Annotated in this window: 14 protein-coding genes; 8 read left to right on the top strand and 6 right to left on the bottom strand. The window is 68.9% G+C overall.

The window, feature by feature from the left end; all coding sequences use genetic code 11:
- Positions 1–100: 100 nt before the first annotated feature.
- The 6 genes from rsmG to rpmH form a co-directional block, all read right to left on the bottom strand.
- Positions 101–820, bottom strand: coding sequence for a 16S rRNA (guanine(527)-N(7))-methyltransferase RsmG (gene rsmG, locus AB0G52_RS03415; RefSeq protein WP_361333266.1), 720 nt, complete (start codon positions 818–820; stop codon positions 101–103).
- Positions 821–934: 114 nt separating this feature from the next.
- Entirely contained in the window at positions 935–1,447 is a 513-nt protein-coding gene (locus AB0G52_RS03420; protein WP_132888342.1) for a R3H domain-containing nucleic acid-binding protein, read from the bottom strand.
- 15 nt (positions 1,448–1,462) lie between these two features.
- Positions 1,463–2,764, bottom strand: coding sequence for a membrane protein insertase YidC (gene yidC, locus AB0G52_RS03425; protein WP_132888343.1), 1,302 nt, complete (start codon positions 2,762–2,764; stop codon positions 1,463–1,465).
- A gap of 3 nt (positions 2,765–2,767) precedes the next feature.
- Positions 2,768–3,130: a membrane protein insertion efficiency factor YidD gene (gene yidD, locus AB0G52_RS03430; RefSeq protein ID WP_132888344.1), complete on the bottom strand. Its 363-nt coding sequence runs from the start codon at positions 3,128–3,130 to the stop codon at positions 2,768–2,770.
- Positions 3,127–3,498, bottom strand: a complete 372-nt coding sequence (gene rnpA / locus AB0G52_RS03435) for a ribonuclease P protein component (protein WP_132888345.1) — start codon at positions 3,496–3,498, stop codon at positions 3,127–3,129. Before rnpA ends, yidD begins: the two co-directional genes overlap by 4 nt.
- 20 nt (positions 3,499–3,518) lie before the next feature.
- Positions 3,519–3,656, bottom strand: coding sequence for a 50S ribosomal protein L34 (rpmH, locus tag AB0G52_RS03440; protein ID WP_015659252.1), 138 nt, complete (start codon positions 3,654–3,656; stop codon positions 3,519–3,521).
- Between the two features lie 373 nt (positions 3,657–4,029).
- Between rpmH and dnaA the strand changes: the two genes are divergently transcribed.
- From dnaA to AB0G52_RS03480, 8 genes are all read left to right on the top strand, one after another.
- On the top strand, positions 4,030–5,994 hold the full coding sequence (gene dnaA / locus AB0G52_RS03445) for a chromosomal replication initiator protein DnaA (protein WP_132888346.1): 1,965 nt from the start codon (positions 4,030–4,032) through the stop codon (positions 5,992–5,994).
- 967 nt (positions 5,995–6,961) lie between these two features.
- On the top strand, positions 6,962–8,092 hold the full coding sequence (gene dnaN, locus AB0G52_RS03450) for a DNA polymerase III subunit beta (RefSeq protein ID WP_132888347.1): 1,131 nt from the start codon (positions 6,962–6,964) through the stop codon (positions 8,090–8,092).
- 175 nt (positions 8,093–8,267) lie between these two features.
- Positions 8,268–9,143, top strand: a complete 876-nt coding sequence (gene gnd, locus AB0G52_RS03455) for a phosphogluconate dehydrogenase (NAD(+)-dependent, decarboxylating) (RefSeq protein WP_132888348.1) — start codon at positions 8,268–8,270, stop codon at positions 9,141–9,143.
- A 61-nt stretch (positions 9,144–9,204) separates the two neighbouring features.
- A complete protein-coding gene (gene recF / locus AB0G52_RS03460) occupies positions 9,205–10,326 on the top strand; it encodes a DNA replication/repair protein RecF (protein ID WP_132888349.1) in 1,122 nt (373 codons plus the stop codon).
- The gene (locus AB0G52_RS03465) at positions 10,323–10,856 is read left to right on the top strand and encodes a DciA family protein (RefSeq protein ID WP_132888350.1); all 534 of its coding nucleotides are present in this window, start codon (positions 10,323–10,325) and stop codon (positions 10,854–10,856) included. Before recF ends, AB0G52_RS03465 begins: the two co-directional genes overlap by 4 nt.
- A gap of 420 nt (positions 10,857–11,276) precedes the next feature.
- Positions 11,277–13,316, top strand: a complete 2,040-nt coding sequence (gene gyrB / locus AB0G52_RS03470; protein WP_132888352.1) for a DNA topoisomerase (ATP-hydrolyzing) subunit B — start codon at positions 11,277–11,279, stop codon at positions 13,314–13,316.
- A gap of 42 nt (positions 13,317–13,358) precedes the next feature.
- Complete coding sequence (gene gyrA / locus AB0G52_RS03475; RefSeq protein WP_132888353.1) at positions 13,359–15,953, top strand: DNA gyrase subunit A; 2,595 nt, start codon at positions 13,359–13,361, stop codon at positions 15,951–15,953.
- Between the two features lie 19 nt (positions 15,954–15,972).
- Complete coding sequence (locus AB0G52_RS03480; protein WP_132888354.1) at positions 15,973–16,761, top strand: DUF3566 domain-containing protein; 789 nt, start codon at positions 15,973–15,975, stop codon at positions 16,759–16,761.
- Positions 16,762–16,770: the final 9 nt, after the last annotated feature.

The following is a 16,770-nucleotide window of genomic DNA, read 5'->3' on the forward strand; positions in this document are numbered from 1 at the left end:
GACGTTTCACGTGAAACACGATGCACAGCGCACGGGGCCGAAAAGCCGCGACACTCCGTCATGCGTAGTTTCGGCAGCTTGTGTGGAGTACGTCTCACTGTCATCCGCGTCGGCGGCGTGCCCGTCCCGTACGGGCCGCCTTCGCTCGTTTGGCCGCGAAGCGCACACCGCCCGGGCTCTCCCCGACCTCCACCCGGACGACCGTGGACAGTGGATCCACCACACCCTCACCCACCTGGAGGACAGACGTGGCAACCGCGCCGAGCTTGGTCAGTGCCGTCGCCGCGGCCTTCAGCTCCTCCTCCGCCGTGTCCCCCTTGAGGGCCAGCATCTCGCCGTAGGGCCGCAGCAGCGGAATCCCCCAGGTGGCCAGACGATCCAGCGGGGCGACGGCACGGGCCGTCACCACATGCACCGGAGGCAGCTTGCCCATGACCTCCTCGGCACGGCCGCGCACCACGGTCACATGGTCCAGGCCGAGCAGCTCGACGACCTCGGTCAGGAAGTTGGTGCGCCGCAGCAACGGCTCCAGCAGAGTGATGTTGAGATCGCTGCGCACCAGCGCCAGCGGGATGCCCGGCAGGCCGGCGCCGGAGCCCACATCGCACACCGTCACCCCCTCGGGGACCGCCTCCGAGAGCACCGCGCAGTTCAGCAGGTGCCGCTCCCACAGGCGGGGCACTTCCCGTGGGCCGATCAGACCACGCTGCACGCCTGCCTCGGCGAGCAGCTCCGCGTAGCGGACCGCATCGGCGAAGCGCTCGCCGAACACTTCCCGCGCCTGTTCGGGCGCCGGGGGGAGCTCCGCAGCCTCCGTCACGGGGACCGTCCTTCCGTACAGCGCCGGCGCTTCGCGCACCGACCACCAGAACTACAGGCTGACAAAGATCGGCCCCGTCTGCGGACAGACGGGGCCGGTAAAGCAAGGGACCTGTCAGGCGGGCAGCACGACGACGAACCGCTGCGGCTCCTCGCCCTCCGACTCGCTGCGCAGTCCGGCGGTCTTGACCGCGTCGTGCACGACCTTGCGCTCGAACGGGGTCATCGGCTTGAGCTTCACGGGCTCGCCGGTGTTCTTCACCTCGGCGGCGGCCTTGGCGCCCAGCTCGGAGAGCTCGGCGCGCTTCTTGGCCCGGTAGCCGGCGATGTCGAGCATCAGTCGGCTGCGGTCACCGGTCTCCCGGTGCACGGCCAGCCGGGTCAGCTCCTGGAGCGCCTCCAGCACCTCGCCGTCACGGCCGACCAGCTTCTGCAGGTCGCGGCCGCCCGCGTCGCTGATGATCGACACAGAGGCGCGGTCGGCCTCGACGTCCATGTCGATGTCGCCGTCGAGGTCGGCGATGTCCAGCAGACCTTCGAGGTAGTCCGCCGCGATCTCACCCTCCTGCTCCAGGCGGGTGAGGGTGTCTGCACCCTCGGCAGCGGCGGAGGTGGTGCCTTCCGTCACGGGATGGGCTCCTTCTTACTTCTTGGACGGGGACTTGGGGCGCTGCGGGCCGCCCTTGCGCTGACCGGACTGGGCCCTGCTTCGGCCGTTGGAGCCGGCCTTCGGAGCCTGCGCGGCGGCAGGCTTCGCGCCTCGCGGCTCGTCGGACTTCTCCAGCGAGGTCGTCTTCTCCGCGGTGTCCGACTTCTCCGGCGCGTCCGACGGGGAGTCGCCGGCCGCCTTCAGGGCGCCGGACTGGCGCTGGGCCTTGGTCTGGCGCTTGGGCTGCTGGCGCTTGGCGGCGCCGGTGGTCGTGACGCCGTCCTCGGTCACCGCGTCGGCCTGGGCCTCGCCCTTCACCACGTTGCCGTCGGCCTGGGCCACGAGGCCCGCCTTGGTCAGCGAGTTGATGAACTTGCGCTCGAACTCGTTGCGGTCACGGCCCTTGGCGACGATCGCCTTGATGATCGTCTTCTCGCTGCGCCGACGGGCCTTGCCGTGGTGCGTGACGTGGTGGGTGAGGCGCTCCAGGTAGGCGGCCTGGGCCTTGGAACCCGGGGTGGGGTTGTTGCGGATGACGTACATCTGCTGGCCCATGGTCCACACGTTGGTGGTCAGCCAGTAGACGAGAACACCGACCGGGAAGTTGATGCCGAAGACGGCGAACATGACCGGGAAGACGTACATCAGCATCTTCTGCTGCTGCATGAACGGCGTCTTGACCGTGGTGTCGACGTTCTTCGTCATCAGCTGGCGCTGCGTGTAGAACTGCGACGCCGACATCAGAACGATCATGACCGCGGTGACGACCCGGACGTCGGTGAGGGAGGCACCGAGCGCCTCCACCTTCGCGGAACCGTCCGTGAACTTCGCGGCGAGCGGGGCACCGAAGATGTGGGCCTTACGAGCGCTGGCGAGCAGCGACTCGTTGATGACGCCGATCGTGGTGCCCGTCGCGATGCCGTTGAGCACGTGGTACAGGGCGAAGAAGAACGGGGACTGCGCCAGGATGGGAAGGCACGAGGAGAGCGGGTTGGTACCCGACTCCTTGTACAGCTTCATCATCTCTTCGGACTGGCGCTGCTTGTCGTTCTTGTAGCGCTCCTGGATCTTCTTCATCTCGGGCTGGAGCGTCTGCATGGCCCGGGTCGCCTTGATCTGCTTCACGAAGAGCGGGATCAGGCAGATGCGGATCAGGATCACCAGGGACACGATGGACAAGCCCCAGGCCCAGCCCGTGTCGGGACCGAAGATCTTCCCGTACACCGAGTGGAACTGGACGATGACCCATGAAACGGGTGTCGTGATGAAGCTGAAGAGGCTGGCAATCGTGTCCACTAATCATGCTCCTTGGGCATGGGACGAGGTCTCTGCGGCCGGGCTCGAAGGAGCCTCGGCAGGAGGCTTCCCCTCGGTGGCCGAGGCGGCGGAGGGCCCGCCCCTGCGTGCACGCCAGGCGTCACGCAGCATTTCGTGCCACCGCGGGCGCTTGCGCGGCGGAACATGGTCCACACCGCCGAGCGACCACGGGTTGCACCGCAGGATGCGCCAGGCGGTCAGTGCCGTTCCCTTGATCGCACCGTGTCGGTCGATGGCCGTGTAGCCGTAGTGGGAACACGACGGGTAGTACTTGCACACCGGCCCGAGCAGTGGACTGATCGTCCACTGGTACAGCTTGATCAGAGCCAGCAGCGGGTACTTCATCGCGCGCCCCCTCCCAGCAGCCGTTCGATGGCGGCATCCAGGTCTCGGGCCAGCTGTGCATGGTCGGCGTCACCCGCTCCGGGCAGCGCTCGTACGACTACCAGGCTACCGGGGGGGAACAGGGCGACTCGGTCACGCATCAGATGGCGAAGTCTGCGCTTCACCGTGTTGCGCACGACCGCGCCACCCACGGCCTTGCTCACGACGAAACCCGCACGCGTCGGGGGAGCGCTCTCCCCAGGCGCGTGCGGGTCCGTGGCACCGCTACGAAAGTGGACGACGAGGGACGGGCGACCGGCCCGGCGCCCCCGTCGTACCGCGGTCGCGAAGTCCTCGCGCCGCCTCAGCCGATGCTCGGTAGGCAGCACGACGTCATGACCTGATCGGATCAGGCGGACAGGCTGGCGCGACCCTTTGCACGACGGTTCGCAAGAATCGCGCGGCCGGCACGGGTGCGCATCCGCAGGCGGAAGCCGTGGGTCTTGGCGCGACGACGGTTGTTCGGCTGGAAGGTGCGCTTGCTCACTCGGGGGCTCCAGAAATCAAATCGGTGTGGCGGGTGCCGTCCTGGCTGTCACCGTGCGCCCACGAGTAGCTCGTATCACGCCCGAGTGCACCGCTTCCCGATCACCTTCAGCGATCTGTGCCCATCGGAGGCAGGCGGCAGCAGCCATCGACAACTCGACCTGGTTACGGTACGCGGGGCTACGCCATTCGGTCAAACCAGCAGTGACGGAGAGACACTGTCCACAGGCTGGGGACAACAACTTGAACCGCAGCCGCCACGCTGACTACCGTGGCTGAACTCCGATTCGTTCCTTTATCCCCGCCCGACCTGATTTTCATCCCGACCCGTCCTCGAACCACACGTTCGTGGGACCTGTGAGAGAGCGTGCCCTGTGGCTGACGTACCTGCCGATCTTGCCGCAGTGTGGCCACGAGTACTGGAGCAGCTCCTCGGTGAGGGCCGCGGTCAGGGTGTGGAGACGAAGGACGAGCACTGGATCCGGCGCTGCCAGCCGCTCGCGCTGGTCGCGGACACCGCTCTGCTCGCCGTGCCGAACGAATTCGCGAAGAACGTACTGGAGGGCCGCCTCGCACCGGTCGTCAGCGAGAGCCTGAGCCGTGAGTGCGGCCGCCCGATCCGGATCGCGATCACCGTGGACGAGTCCGCGGGCGAGCCCCCGGCCCCGCCGGCCCCTCCCGTCCAGACACAGCGTTACGAGGAGACCGAGCTTCCGCCGGCCCCGCAGTACGACGGCGGCTACGGCCGGCACCGCGCCGAGCACCGGCCCGAGCAGCTCCCCGACCAGGGCGGCCGCGACGGCGGACGGGACGGCGGCCGGGACTCCGGCCGCGACCAGCTGCCCACCGCCCGCCCGGCCTACCCCTCCGAGTACCAGCGCCCCGAGCCCGGCGCCTGGCCGCGCCCGGGACAGGACGAGTACAGCTGGCAGCAGCCGCGGCTCGGCTTCCCCGAGCGCGACCCCTACGCCTCACCGGCCCAGGACTCCTACCGCTCGGACGGCTACGGCGACTCCTACTCCCAGGAGTACCGCCCGCAGCAGCCGATGGACCGGCCGTCCTACGAGCAGCAGCGCGCCGAGTACGAACCGCCGCGCCCCGAGTACGACCGCCCGGACTACGACCGCCCCGAGTACGACCGTCCCGACTACGACCAGCGGGACACCGGGCGCCGTGAGCCGCCCGGCCCCTCGGGCGGGCCGGGACAGGGCCACCGCGGCGGCACCGGACGCCCGGACCTGCCGGGCGGGGGCGCGCCGGGCCCGCTGGGCGCCAAGCCCGCGCCGGCGACGGGTCCCGGCGAACCGACCGCCCGGCTGAACCCCAAGTACCTCTTCGACACGTTCGTCATCGGGGCCTCCAACCGTTTCGCGCACGCGGCCGCGGTCGCCGTCGCCGAGGCACCGGCGAAGGCGTACAACCCGCTGTTCATCTACGGCGAGTCCGGGCTCGGCAAGACGCACCTGCTGCACGCCATCGGGCACTACGCGCGGAGCCTCTACCCCGGCACCCGCGTGCGGTACGTGAGCTCGGAGGAGTTCACCAACGAGTTCATCAACTCGATCCGCGACGGCAAGGGCGACAGCTTCCGCAAGCGCTACCGCGAGATGGACATCCTGCTCGTCGACGACATCCAGTTCCTCGCGGACAAGGAGTCGACGCAGGAGGAGTTCTTCCACACCTTCAACACGCTCCACAACGCGAACAAGCAGATCGTGCTGTCCAGTGACCGGCCGCCGAAGCAGCTGGTCACGCTGGAGGACCGGCTGCGGAACCGTTTCGAGTGGGGTCTGATCACCGACGTGCAGCCGCCGGAGCTGGAGACGCGTATCGCGATCCTCCGCAAGAAGGCGGTGCAGGAGCAGCTGAATGCGCCGCCGGAGGTGCTGGAGTTCATCGCCTCCCGCATCTCGCGCAACATCCGCGAGCTGGAGGGCGCGCTGATCCGGGTGACGGCGTTCGCCTCGCTCAACCGGCAGCCGGTCGATCTCGGGCTGACGGAGATCGTCCTCAAGGACCTGATCCCGGGCGGCCAGGACACGACGCCCGAGATCACCGCGACGGCCATCATGGCGTCGACCGCCGACTACTTCGGCCTCACCGTCGAGGACCTGTGCGGCAGCTCACGCGGGCGGCAGCTGGTCACGGCGCGGCAGATCGCCATGTACCTGTGCCGGGAGCTGACCGACCTGTCGCTGCCGAAGATCGGAGCGCAGTTCGGCAACCGGGACCACACGACCGTGATGCACGCCGACCGGAAGATCCGGGCGCTGATGGCGGAGCGGCGGTCGATCTACAACCAGGTGACGGAGCTGACGAACCGGATCAAGAACGGGTAGCGGTCCAGCCGACGGTTCCACGGCGTCCAGGGCGCCCTCGGGAGTGATCCCGAGGGCGCCCTTTCAGCGTCCTGGGGGCGGTTCGGGAGTGGGTCGCGGCCGCCCGGTGGGGGTTCGTCGCGCAGTTCCCCGCGCCCCTGATGGGGCGCGCTGCCTGAACGGGGACGCGAACAGACGCCCCTCGCTGTTCGATTACCGGCCTGGTTACGGGCGTCCTCCACAGATTTGCCGACTTTCTTGCGTCCACACCCTGGGGACTGTGAAGTTGTCCCGAACGTCGTCCACAGGCTGGGGGACGGAAGGACATCAGGGCAGCTCAGATGCCTGTGGAATCGTGGACGACGGATCTCCACAGACTGTGGACGACGGGATGATCCACAGGCTGTGCACGACGTTGTCCACCGTTGCCCCACAGGCTGAGGGGCGGTTGTCCCCAGCATTCCCCACCTTCTCCACACGGCTGTCCACTGTTCGGCAACGCGACGCGCCCGCTCACCGAGTCGAGTGAAAGGCGTCACATGAAGGTGCCGGGTTGGCCTGTGGGAAAGGTGGGTAAAGCTGGGGACGGCGTTGGGGAGAAGTCCCCTCAGGCTGTGCACGGTGTGTGCAGAACTTTCTGTTCTCCACAGAGACCCCGAGTTGTCCACCGGCTCCGCCCACAGGGGCAGTGGACAAAATCTCGGCCCTGAGCTGGGCAAACGAGGTTATCCACGGTATCCACAGCCCCTACTACTACTCCCAACTAGAGAGAGCTGGGAATCCGTTTCGAAGAGGGCCCTGTGCACAACTCGCTCTTCGGCCCTTGACCGCGCCTCGTCACGACTTGACCGCGACGGGCACCAGCTGTCAGTGCGGTGCGTCAGACTGGTCCCCGGTGTTCTTCCCCTCCCCGGGGCTCACGACACCGAGTCAGACGACGAAGGCGAAGCAGGGCGAGAAGCGCCGGCAACAGCAGGAGGCGGCTTAGGTGAAGATCCGGGTGGAACGCGACGTACTCGCGGAGGCAGTGGCCTGGGCGGCACGCAGCCTCCCGGCCCGTCCGCCGGCGCCGGTCCTCGCCGGCCTGCTCCTGAGGGCCGAGGACGGTCAGCTGAGCCTGTCCAGCTTCGACTACGAGGTGTCCGCGCGGGTCAGCGTCGAGACCGAGGTCGAGGAGGAGGGCACGGTCCTGGTCTCCGGCCGGCTGCTCGCCGACATCTGCCGTGCGCTCCCCAACCGGCCCGTGGAGATCTCCACAGACGGTGTGCGGGCGACGGTGGTCTGTGGATCCTCGCGGTTCACGCTGCACACGCTGCCGGTGGAGGAGTACCCCTCGCTGCCGCAGATGCCGAACGCCACGGGCACCGTCCCCGGCGAGGTCTTCGCCTCCGCCGTCGCCCAGGTGGCCATCGCGGCCGGCCGTGACGACACGCTGCCGGTGCTGACCGGTGTGCGCATCGAGATCGAGGGCGACACGGTCACCCTGGCCTCCACCGACCGCTACCGCTTCGCGGTCCGTGAGTTCCTGTGGAAGCCGGAGAACCCGGAGACCTCCGCGGTGGCCCTGGTGCCCGCCAAGACGCTCCTGGACACCGCCAAGGCCCTCACGAGCGGCGACAGCGTCATCCTGGCGCTCTCCGGCTCCGGTGCGGGCGAGGGGCTGATCGGTTTCGAGGGCGCGGGCCGTCGTACGACCACGCGGCTGCTCGAAGGGGACCTGCCGAAGTACCGCACGCTGTTCCCGACCGAGTTCAACTCCGTCGCCGTGATCGAGACCGCCCCCTTCGTGGAGGCCGTCAAGCGCGTCGCGCTGGTCGCCGAGCGGAACACTCCGGTGCGGCTCAGCTTCGAGCAGGGCGTGCTGATCCTGGAGGCCGGTTCCAGCGACGACGCACAGGCTGTGGAAAGGGTTGACGCCCAGCTGGAGGGCGACGACATCTCCATCGCCTTCAACCCGACGTTCCTGCTCGACGGCCTGAGCGCGATCGACTCGCCGGTCGCCCAGCTGTCGTTCACGACGTCCACCAAGCCCGCGCTGCTCAGCGGCAAGCCGGCGCTGGACGCCGAGGCGGACGAGGCCTACAAGTACCTGATCATGCCGGTGCGTCTCAGCGGCTGAGTTGTCCACAGCTGTGCACGGTGCCGGGTGCCTCCTGTGGGTACCCGGCACCGTGGCGCGGTGGTTTTCCCCAGTGAGCGCCTATGCCCACAACTGTGCGCAAAGGGCCGGGATTAGGCTCGGGTGCGGGCACGAACGTGTCCCTCCTGCCACACCGCGACCTAAGGAACAACTGATGGAGCTCGGTCTCGTCGGCCTCGGCAAGATGGGCGGCAACATGCGCGAGCGGATCCGCCGCGCGGGCCACACCGTCGTCGGATACGACCGCAACCCGGACCTCGCCGATGTCCACAGCCTGGAGGAGCTTGTGGGCAAGCTCAGCGGGCCGCGCGTGGTGTGGGTGATGGTCCCGGCCGGGGCCCCGACCCAGTCCACCGTCGACGAGCTGGCCGAACTCCTGGCCCCCGGCGACGTGGTCGTCGACGGCGGCAACTCGCGCTGGACGGACGACGAGCGGCACGCGGAGCAGCTGGCGGCCAAGGGCATCGGCTTCGTCGACTGTGGGGTCTCCGGCGGCGTCTGGGGCCTGGAGAACGGCTACGCCCTGATGTACGGCGGCGACGCCGAGCACGTCGAGAAGGTGCGGCCCGTCTTCGACGCGCTGAAGCCCGCGGGCGACTTCGGTTCGGTGCACGCCGGCAAGGTCGGTGCGGGGCACTTCGCGAAGATGGTCCACAACGGCATCGAGTACGCGATGATGCAGGCCTACGCTGAGGGCTGGGAGCTCCTGGAGAAGGTCGACTCCGTCACGGACGTGCGCGAGGTCTTCCGCTCCTGGCAGGAGGGCACCGTCATCCGTTCCTGGCTGCTCGACCTCGCGGTGAACGCCCTCGACGAGGACGAGCACCTGGACCGGCTGAAGGGCTTCGCCCAGGACTCCGGCGAGGGCCGGTGGACCGTGGAGGCCGCGATAGACAACGCGGTGCCGCTGCCCGCGATCACCGCCTCGCTGTTCGCGCGGTTCGCGTCCCGCCAGGACGACTCGCCGCAGATGAAGATGATCGCCGCGCTGCGCAACCAGTTCGGCGGCCACGCCGTAGAGGCGAAGTAACACCGGGGCAACCCCGGGCAGGGACGAAACAGCAGGGCACGGGGAGGCCGGCGAAACCACCATGCACGTCACGCATCTGTCGCTGGCCGACTTCCGCTCCTACGCCCGGGTCGAGGTCCCGCTCGACCCGGGCGTCACCGCCTTCGTCGGACCCAACGGCCAGGGCAAGACCAACCTGGTCGAGGCCGTCGGCTACCTCGCCACCCTCGGCAGCCACCGGGTCGCCACCGACGCCCCCCTGATCCGCATGGGCGCCGAGCGCGCGGTCGTCCGGGCGCAGGTCAGGCAGGGCGACCGGCAGCAGCTGGTCGAACTGGAGCTGAACCCCGGCAAGTCCAACCGTGCCCGCATCAACAGGTCCTCGCAGGTCAGGCCGCGGGACGTGCTGGGGATCGTACGGACCGTGCTGTTCGCGCCCGAGGACCTCGCCCTGGTGAAGGGTGATCCCGGGGAGCGGCGGCGGTTCCTCGACGAGCTGATCACGGCTCGTTCCCCGCGGATGGCCGGGGTGCGGTCCGACTACGAGCGCGTCCTCAAGCAGCGGAACACCCTGTTGAAGTCGGCGGCGCTGGCCCGGCGGCACGGTGGGCGTGCCATGGACCTGTCCACGCTGGACGTGTGGGACCAGCACCTCGCGCGGGCCGGCGCAGAGCTGCTGGCCCAGCGGCTGGATCTGATCGCCGCGCTCCGGCCGCTCGCCGACAAGGCGTACGAGCAGCTGGCCCCGGGGGGCGGCCCGGTCGCGCTGGAGTACAGGCCGTCGGCGCCGGGCGAGGCGCACGCGCGCGAGGATCTGTACGCCCAGCTGATGGCGGCGCTCGCGGACGCCCGCAAGCAGGAGATCGAGCGGGGGGTGACGCTGGTCGGACCGCACCGCGACGATCTGGTGCTCAAGCTGGGGCAGCTGCCCGCCAAGGGGTACGCCTCGCACGGGGAGTCGTGGTCGTACGCGCTGGCGCTGCGCCTCGCCTCTTACGACCTGCTGCGCGCCGAGGGCAACGAGCCGGTGCTGGTGCTCGACGACGTGTTCGCCGAGCTGGACGCCAGGCGCCGCGAGCGGCTGGCGGAGTTGGTGGCGCCCGGCGAGCAGGTGCTGGTCACCGCGGCCGTGGACGACGACGTGCCGCATGTGCTCGCCGGTGCGCGGTACGCGGTGGCGGACGGGACGGTGGAGCGCGTATGAGCACCGACGGGCCCGCTCCCGGAGACCGGCAGGAGCCGTCCGGCGTCGACCTCGCGCGGGTGGCGCTCAGGGCGGCGAAGGAGGCGGCACGCGCGCGGGGTGACGCGGCGCAGCAGAAGAAGCAGGCGCGGCGCGGTGGTCTGCGCTCCGGCGCGCGCGCCGACGGCCGTGACCCCATGGCGCTCGGATCCGCCATCAACCGGCTCATCACGGAGCGCGGCTGGGAGGCGCCGGCCGCGGTCGGGGGCGTGATGGGCCGCTGGCCGCAGATCGTCGGCGAGGACCTCGCCAAGCACTGTGTGCCGCAGCGGTACGACGAGGACGAGCGGGTGCTGGTGGTGCAGTGCGACTCGACGGCCTGGGCGACCCAGCTGAGGCATCTCGCGCCCGCGCTGGTGGCACGTCTGAACGAGGACCTGGGGCACGGCACGGTACGCGTGATCAAGGTGCTGAATCCGGGGGGCCCGGTGCGCCGCTACGGCCCGCTGCGCGCTCCTGGGAGCACGGGTCCGGGCGATACCTACGGGTGACTTACGTCACGCTCGCAGCCGGGTGTGGTGCCGTCGTACGGCCGTCCCGGCCGGTCGTCGTGCGACCGCACGCGGTTGCGAATCGCGACCTGACCCCGGAGTAGCCAAGGGTTGACAGCTGGAAGCGCTGAGTGCCGCCGTGAGCCTCTTGGAGCCCCCATCCGTATATCGGGAGTCGGCGGAGGCGGGTTCAGGGCGGCACATGCGGACTCAGGTACCGGCAAACCCCCATCACTGTCGGCGCTACCGGTAGACTGGGGGACAATCCCGCCCCGAACGTGGGGACCGTCCGGGAAAAGCTGAGCAACGCTGATCAAGGCTTACCAACGCAACATGCCGCAGCCGCTCCGGCAGCCCTCGTCACGGGGGTGACCCCCAGGAGTCCGGCTCGTGCTGTGCCAGTGCCAGAAAGGGCGCTTCGTGGCCGATTCCGGCAACCCCAACGAGAACATCCCGTCCACCGACGCCGGCGCGAACGGTGAGGTCACCGCCTCGTACGACGCCAGCGCCATCACCGTGCTCGAAGGGCTGGACGCGGTCCGCAAGCGACCCGGTATGTACATCGGTTCCACCGGTGAGCGCGGTCTGCACCACCTGGTCTACGAAGTCGTGGACAACTCCGTCGACGAGGCTCTGGCGGGTCACGCGGACACCATCGACGTGACGATCCTGGCCGACGGCGGCGTGCGCGTCGTCGACAACGGCCGTGGCATCCCGGTCGGCATCGTGGCGTCCGAGGGCAAGCCGGCCGTCGAGGTCGTGCTGACCGTGCTGCACGCGGGCGGCAAGTTCGGCGGCGGCGGCTACGCGGTCTCCGGCGGTCTGCACGGTGTGGGCGTGTCCGTCGTGAACGCGCTGTCCTCCCGGGTGTCCGTCGAGATCAGGACCGACGGTCACCGCTGGACGCAGGACTACAAGCTGGGCGTCCCGACGGCTCCGCTGGCGCAGCACGAGGAGACGAGCGAGACCGGCACCTCGGTCACGTTCTGGGCGGACCCGGACATCTTCGAGACCACCGAGTACTCCTTCGAGACGCTCTCGCGGCGCTTCCAGGAGATGGCGTTCCTCAACAAGGGCCTGACGATCCGGCTCACCGACGAGCGCGAGTCGGCGAAGGCGGTCGCCGGGGCGGACGAGGCGGGCGCGGACGAGAAGTCCGAGGTCAAGACGGTCACGTACCACTACGAGGGCGGCATCGTCGACTTCGTGAAGTACCTCAACTCCCGCAAGGGGGACGTGGTGCACCAGACCGTGATCGACCTGGAGGCCGAGGACCGGGACAAGAGCCTGTCCCTCGAGGTCGCCATGCAGTGGAACAGCGGCTACAGCGAGGGCGTGTACTCGTTCGCCAACATCATCCACACGCATGAGGGCGGTACTCACGAGGAGGGCTTCCGGGCGGCGCTGACCTCGCTGATCAACAAGTACGCGCGCGACAAGAAGCTGCTCCGCGAGAAGGACGACAACCTCACCGGTGACGACATCCGCGAGGGCCTGACCGCGATCATCTCGGTCAAGCTGAGCGAGCCGCAGTTCGAGGGCCAGACGAAGACCAAGCTGGGCAACACGGAGGCCAAGACCTTCGTGCAGAAGGCGGTCTACGAGCACCTGAACGACTGGCTGGACCGCAACCCGGTGGAGGCCGCGGACATCGTCCGCAAGGGCATTCAGGCGGCCACCGCGCGTGTGGCGGCCCGCAAGGCGCGCGACCTGACCCGCCGCAAGGGCCTGCTGGAGAGCGCGTCGCTGCCGGGCAAGCTCTCCGACTGCCAGTCGAACGACCCCACCAAGTGCGAGATCTTCATCGTCGAGGGTGACTCCGCGGGCGGCTCGGCCAAGTCCGGCCGCAACCCGCAGTACCAGGCGATCCTCCCGATCCGGGGCAAGATCCTCAACGTCGAGAAGGCGCGGATCGACAAGATCCTGCAGAACCAGGAGATCCAGGCGCTGATCTCCGCGTTCGGCACGGGTGTGCACGAGGACTTCGACATCTCGAAGCTCCGCTATCACAAGATCATCCTGATGGCGGACGCCGACGTCGACGGCCAGCACATCAACACCCTGCTGCTGACGTTCCTGTTCCGCTTCATGCGGCCGCTGGTCGAGGCCGGGCACGTGTTCCTGTCGCGGCCCCCGCTCTACAAGATCAAGTGGGGTCGGGACGAGGTCGAGTACGCGTACTCGGACCGCGAACGCGACGCCCTCCTGGAGCTGGGCCGGCAGCGCGGCAAGCGCGTCCGCGAGGACTCGATCCAGCGCTTCAAGGGTCTCGGCGAGATGAACGCCGAGGAGCTGCGCGTGACCACGATGGACGTCGACCACCGCGTCCTCGGCCAGGTCACCCTCGACGACGCCGCCCAGGCCGACGACCTGTTCTCGGTCCTGATGGGCGAGGACGTCGAGGCCCGCCGCCAGTTCATCCAGCGCAACGCCAAGGACGTCCGCTTCCTCGACATCTGAGTCGGTCTCAGCTGACCGCACCAGGAAGGATCTTCACCAGCAATGGCCGACGAGAACACTCCTGTCACCCCTGAAGAGGGCGGCGACGTCGTGATGCGGATCGAGCCCGTCGGGCTCGAGACGGAGATGCAGCGCTCGTACCTCGACTACGCGATGTCCGTCATCGTCTCCCGCGCGCTGCCCGACGTCCGGGACGGTCTCAAGCCCGTCCACCGGCGCGTGCTGTACGCGATGTACGACGGCGGCTACCGCCCCGAGCGCGGCTTCTACAAGTGCGCCCGTGTCGTCGGCGACGTCATGGGCAACTACCACCCGCACGGCGACTCCTCCATCTACGACGCCCTGGTCCGCCTGGCCCAGCCCTGGTCGATGCGCATGCCGCTGGTCGACTCCAACGGCAACTTCGGCTCCCCGGGCAACGACCCGGCGGCCGCCATGCGGTACACCGAGTGCAAGATGGCGCCGCTGTCGATGGAGATGGTCCGCGACATCGACGAGGAGACCGTCGACTTCACGGACAACTACGACGGCCGCTCCCAGGAGCCGACCGTCCTGCCGTCCCGCTTCCCGAACCTGCTGATCAACGGCTCCGCCGGCATCGCGGTCGGCATGGCCACCAACATCCCGCCGCACAACCTGCGCGAGGTCGCGGCGGGCGCCCAGTGGTACCTGGAGAACCCCGAGGCCTCCCACGAGGAGCTGCTGGACGCGCTGATCGAGCGGATCAAGGGCCCGGACTTCCCGACCGGCGCGCTGGTCGTCGGCCGCAAGGGCATCGAGGAGGCGTACCGCACCGGCCGCGGCTCGATCACCATGCGCGCGGTCGTCGAGGTCGAGGAGATCCAGAACCGCCAGTGCCTGGTGGTCACGGAGCTGCCGTACCAGGTCAACCCCGACAACCTGGCGCAGAAGATCGCCGACCTGGTGAAGGACGGCAAGATCGGCGGCATCGCGGACGTCCGTGACGAGACCTCGTCGCGTACCGGCCAGCGCCTGGTCATCGTGCTGAAGCGGGACGCGGTCGCCAAGGTCGTCCTGAACAACCTGTACAAGCACACCGACCTGCAGACCAACTTCGGCGCCAACATGCTGGCCCTGGTCGACGGCGTGCCGCGCACCCTCTCGCTGGACGCGTTCATCCGGCACTGGGTGACGCACCAGATCGAGGTCATCGTCCGCCGGACGCGCTTCCGGCTGCGCAAGGCCGAGGAGCGGGCGCACATCCTGCGCGGCCTGCTCAAGGCGCTGGACGCGATCGACGAGGTCATCGCGCTGATCCGGGCCAGTGACACGGTCGAGATCGCGCGCACCGGCCTGATGGAGCTCCTGGAGATCGACGAGATCCAGGCGAACGCCATTCTGGAGATGCAGCTGCGCCGGCTGGCCGCCCTGGAGCGCCAGAAGATTATCCAGGAGCACGACGAACTCCAGGCGAAGATCACCGAGTACAACGCGATCCTGGCCTCGCCGGTGCGCCAGCGGGGCATCGTCAGCGAGGAACTGGCGGCGATCGTCGAGAAGTACGGCGACGACCGCAAGACCATGCTGGTGCCCTACGACGGTGACATGTCCATCGAGGACCTGATCGCCGAGGAGGACATCGTGGTCACCGTCTCGCGCGGCGGCTACGTCAAGCGCACCAAGACGGACGACTACCGGGCGCAGAAGCGCGGCGGCAAGGGTGTGCGCGGCACGAAGCTGAAGGAAGACGACATCGTCGACCACTTCTTCGTCTCGACCACGCACCACTGGCTGCTGTTCTTCACCAACAAGGGCCGGGTGTACCGCGCGAAGGCCTACGAACTGCCGGACGCCGGCCGGGACGCACGCGGTCAGCACGTGGCGAACCTGCTGGCCTTCCAGCCGGACGAGGCGATCGCCGAGATCCTCGCGATCCGCGACTACGACGCGGCGGACTACCTGGTGCTCGCCACCAAGGCCGGTCTGGTCAAGAAGACGCCTCTGAAGGATTACGATTCGCCTCGCTCCGGCGGTGTGATCGCGATCAACCTGCGGGAGCGCGAGGACGGTTCCGACGACGAACTGATCGGTGCCGAACTGGTCTCCGCGGACGATGATCTGCTGCTGATCAGCAAGAAGGCACAGTCGATCAGGTTCACCGCCTCCGACGACACTCTGCGTCCCATGGGCCGGGCCACCTCCGGTGTCAAGGGCATGAGTTTCCGCGAGGGGGATGAACTTCTGTCGATGAATGTTGTTCGACCCGGTACGTTCGTGTTCACTGCCACCGACGGGGGGTACGCGAAGCGGACCCGTGTCGACGAGTACCGCGTCCAGGGCCGCGGCGGCCTCGGCATCAAGGCCGCCAAGATCGTGGAGGACCGCGGTTCGCTGGTCGGCGCGCTGATCGTCGAGGAGAACGACGAGATCCTCGCCATCACCCTGTCCGGCGGTGTGATTCGCACGCGAGTCAGCGAGGTCAGGGAGACGGGCCGTGACACCATGGGCGTCCAACTGATCAACCTGGGCAAGCGCGATGCCGTCGTCGGTATCGCACGTAACGCCGAGGCCGGCAGCGAGGCGGAGGAAGTCGACGGCGAGGACGCCGTGGACGAGTCCGCCGAGGGTGTCGCGACCAGCGGCACGGACGAGGGTGAGGCGCCCTCGGCCGAGTAGGCACGAGGAGTGAGTCATCGTGAGCGGAGCCACGGGCGCCGGATCGGCCGGTACCTCTACGGGTACGGATGCGGACGGCGGCGGCCGTGGCTCCGCCGCGTCCGGCGGGGGCGGTGCGGCGCAGCCGCAGCAGACGGACACGCACACCACCCAGCTGAAGGCGATCAAGGCGCCCACGAAGCCGGCCGCGCCGGACGGGCAGGGAACCCAGGGGGCAACCGTGACCGACAGCCGAGGACCGGGGGTGCCGGGGGCCCAGCCGGCGGCCGCGAAGTCGCCGCAGCAGGCCCCTTCCCCGCTGCCCGGGGAACGGCGCACGGAGCAGGCCGCCGGGCCGTACCACCCGCCGCAGGCCTACCCGGCGGCGGAGGCCGCGCAGGCGCCCGCGGGGGCGGTACGACGGCCCCGCACCGGCGCCGGTACGCGCACCGCGCCGCGCACCCGCAAGGCCCGGCTGCGGGTCGCCAAGGCCGACCCGTGGTCGGTGATGAAGGTCAGCTTCCTGCTCTCCATCGCGCTGGGCATCTGCTCGATCGTGGCGGCCGCGGTGCTGTGGATGGTGCTGGACGCCATGGGGGTGTTCTCGACGGTCGGCGGCACGATCTCGGAGGCGACCGGCTCCAACGAGTCGAACGGCTTCGACCTCCAGTCGTTCCTGTCCCTGCCGCACGTCCTGATGTTCACGGCGATCATCGCGGTCATCGACGTCGTCCTGGCCACGGCGCTGGCGACCCTCGGCGCGTTCATCTACAACCTCTCCGCGGGCTTCGTCGGCGGTGTCGAGCTGACCTTGGCCGAGGACGAGTGACCGGGGTTC

Source organism: Streptomyces sp. NPDC021562, from assembly GCF_040640875.1.
Taxonomy (GTDB): Bacteria; Actinomycetota; Actinomycetes; order Streptomycetales; family Streptomycetaceae; genus Streptomyces.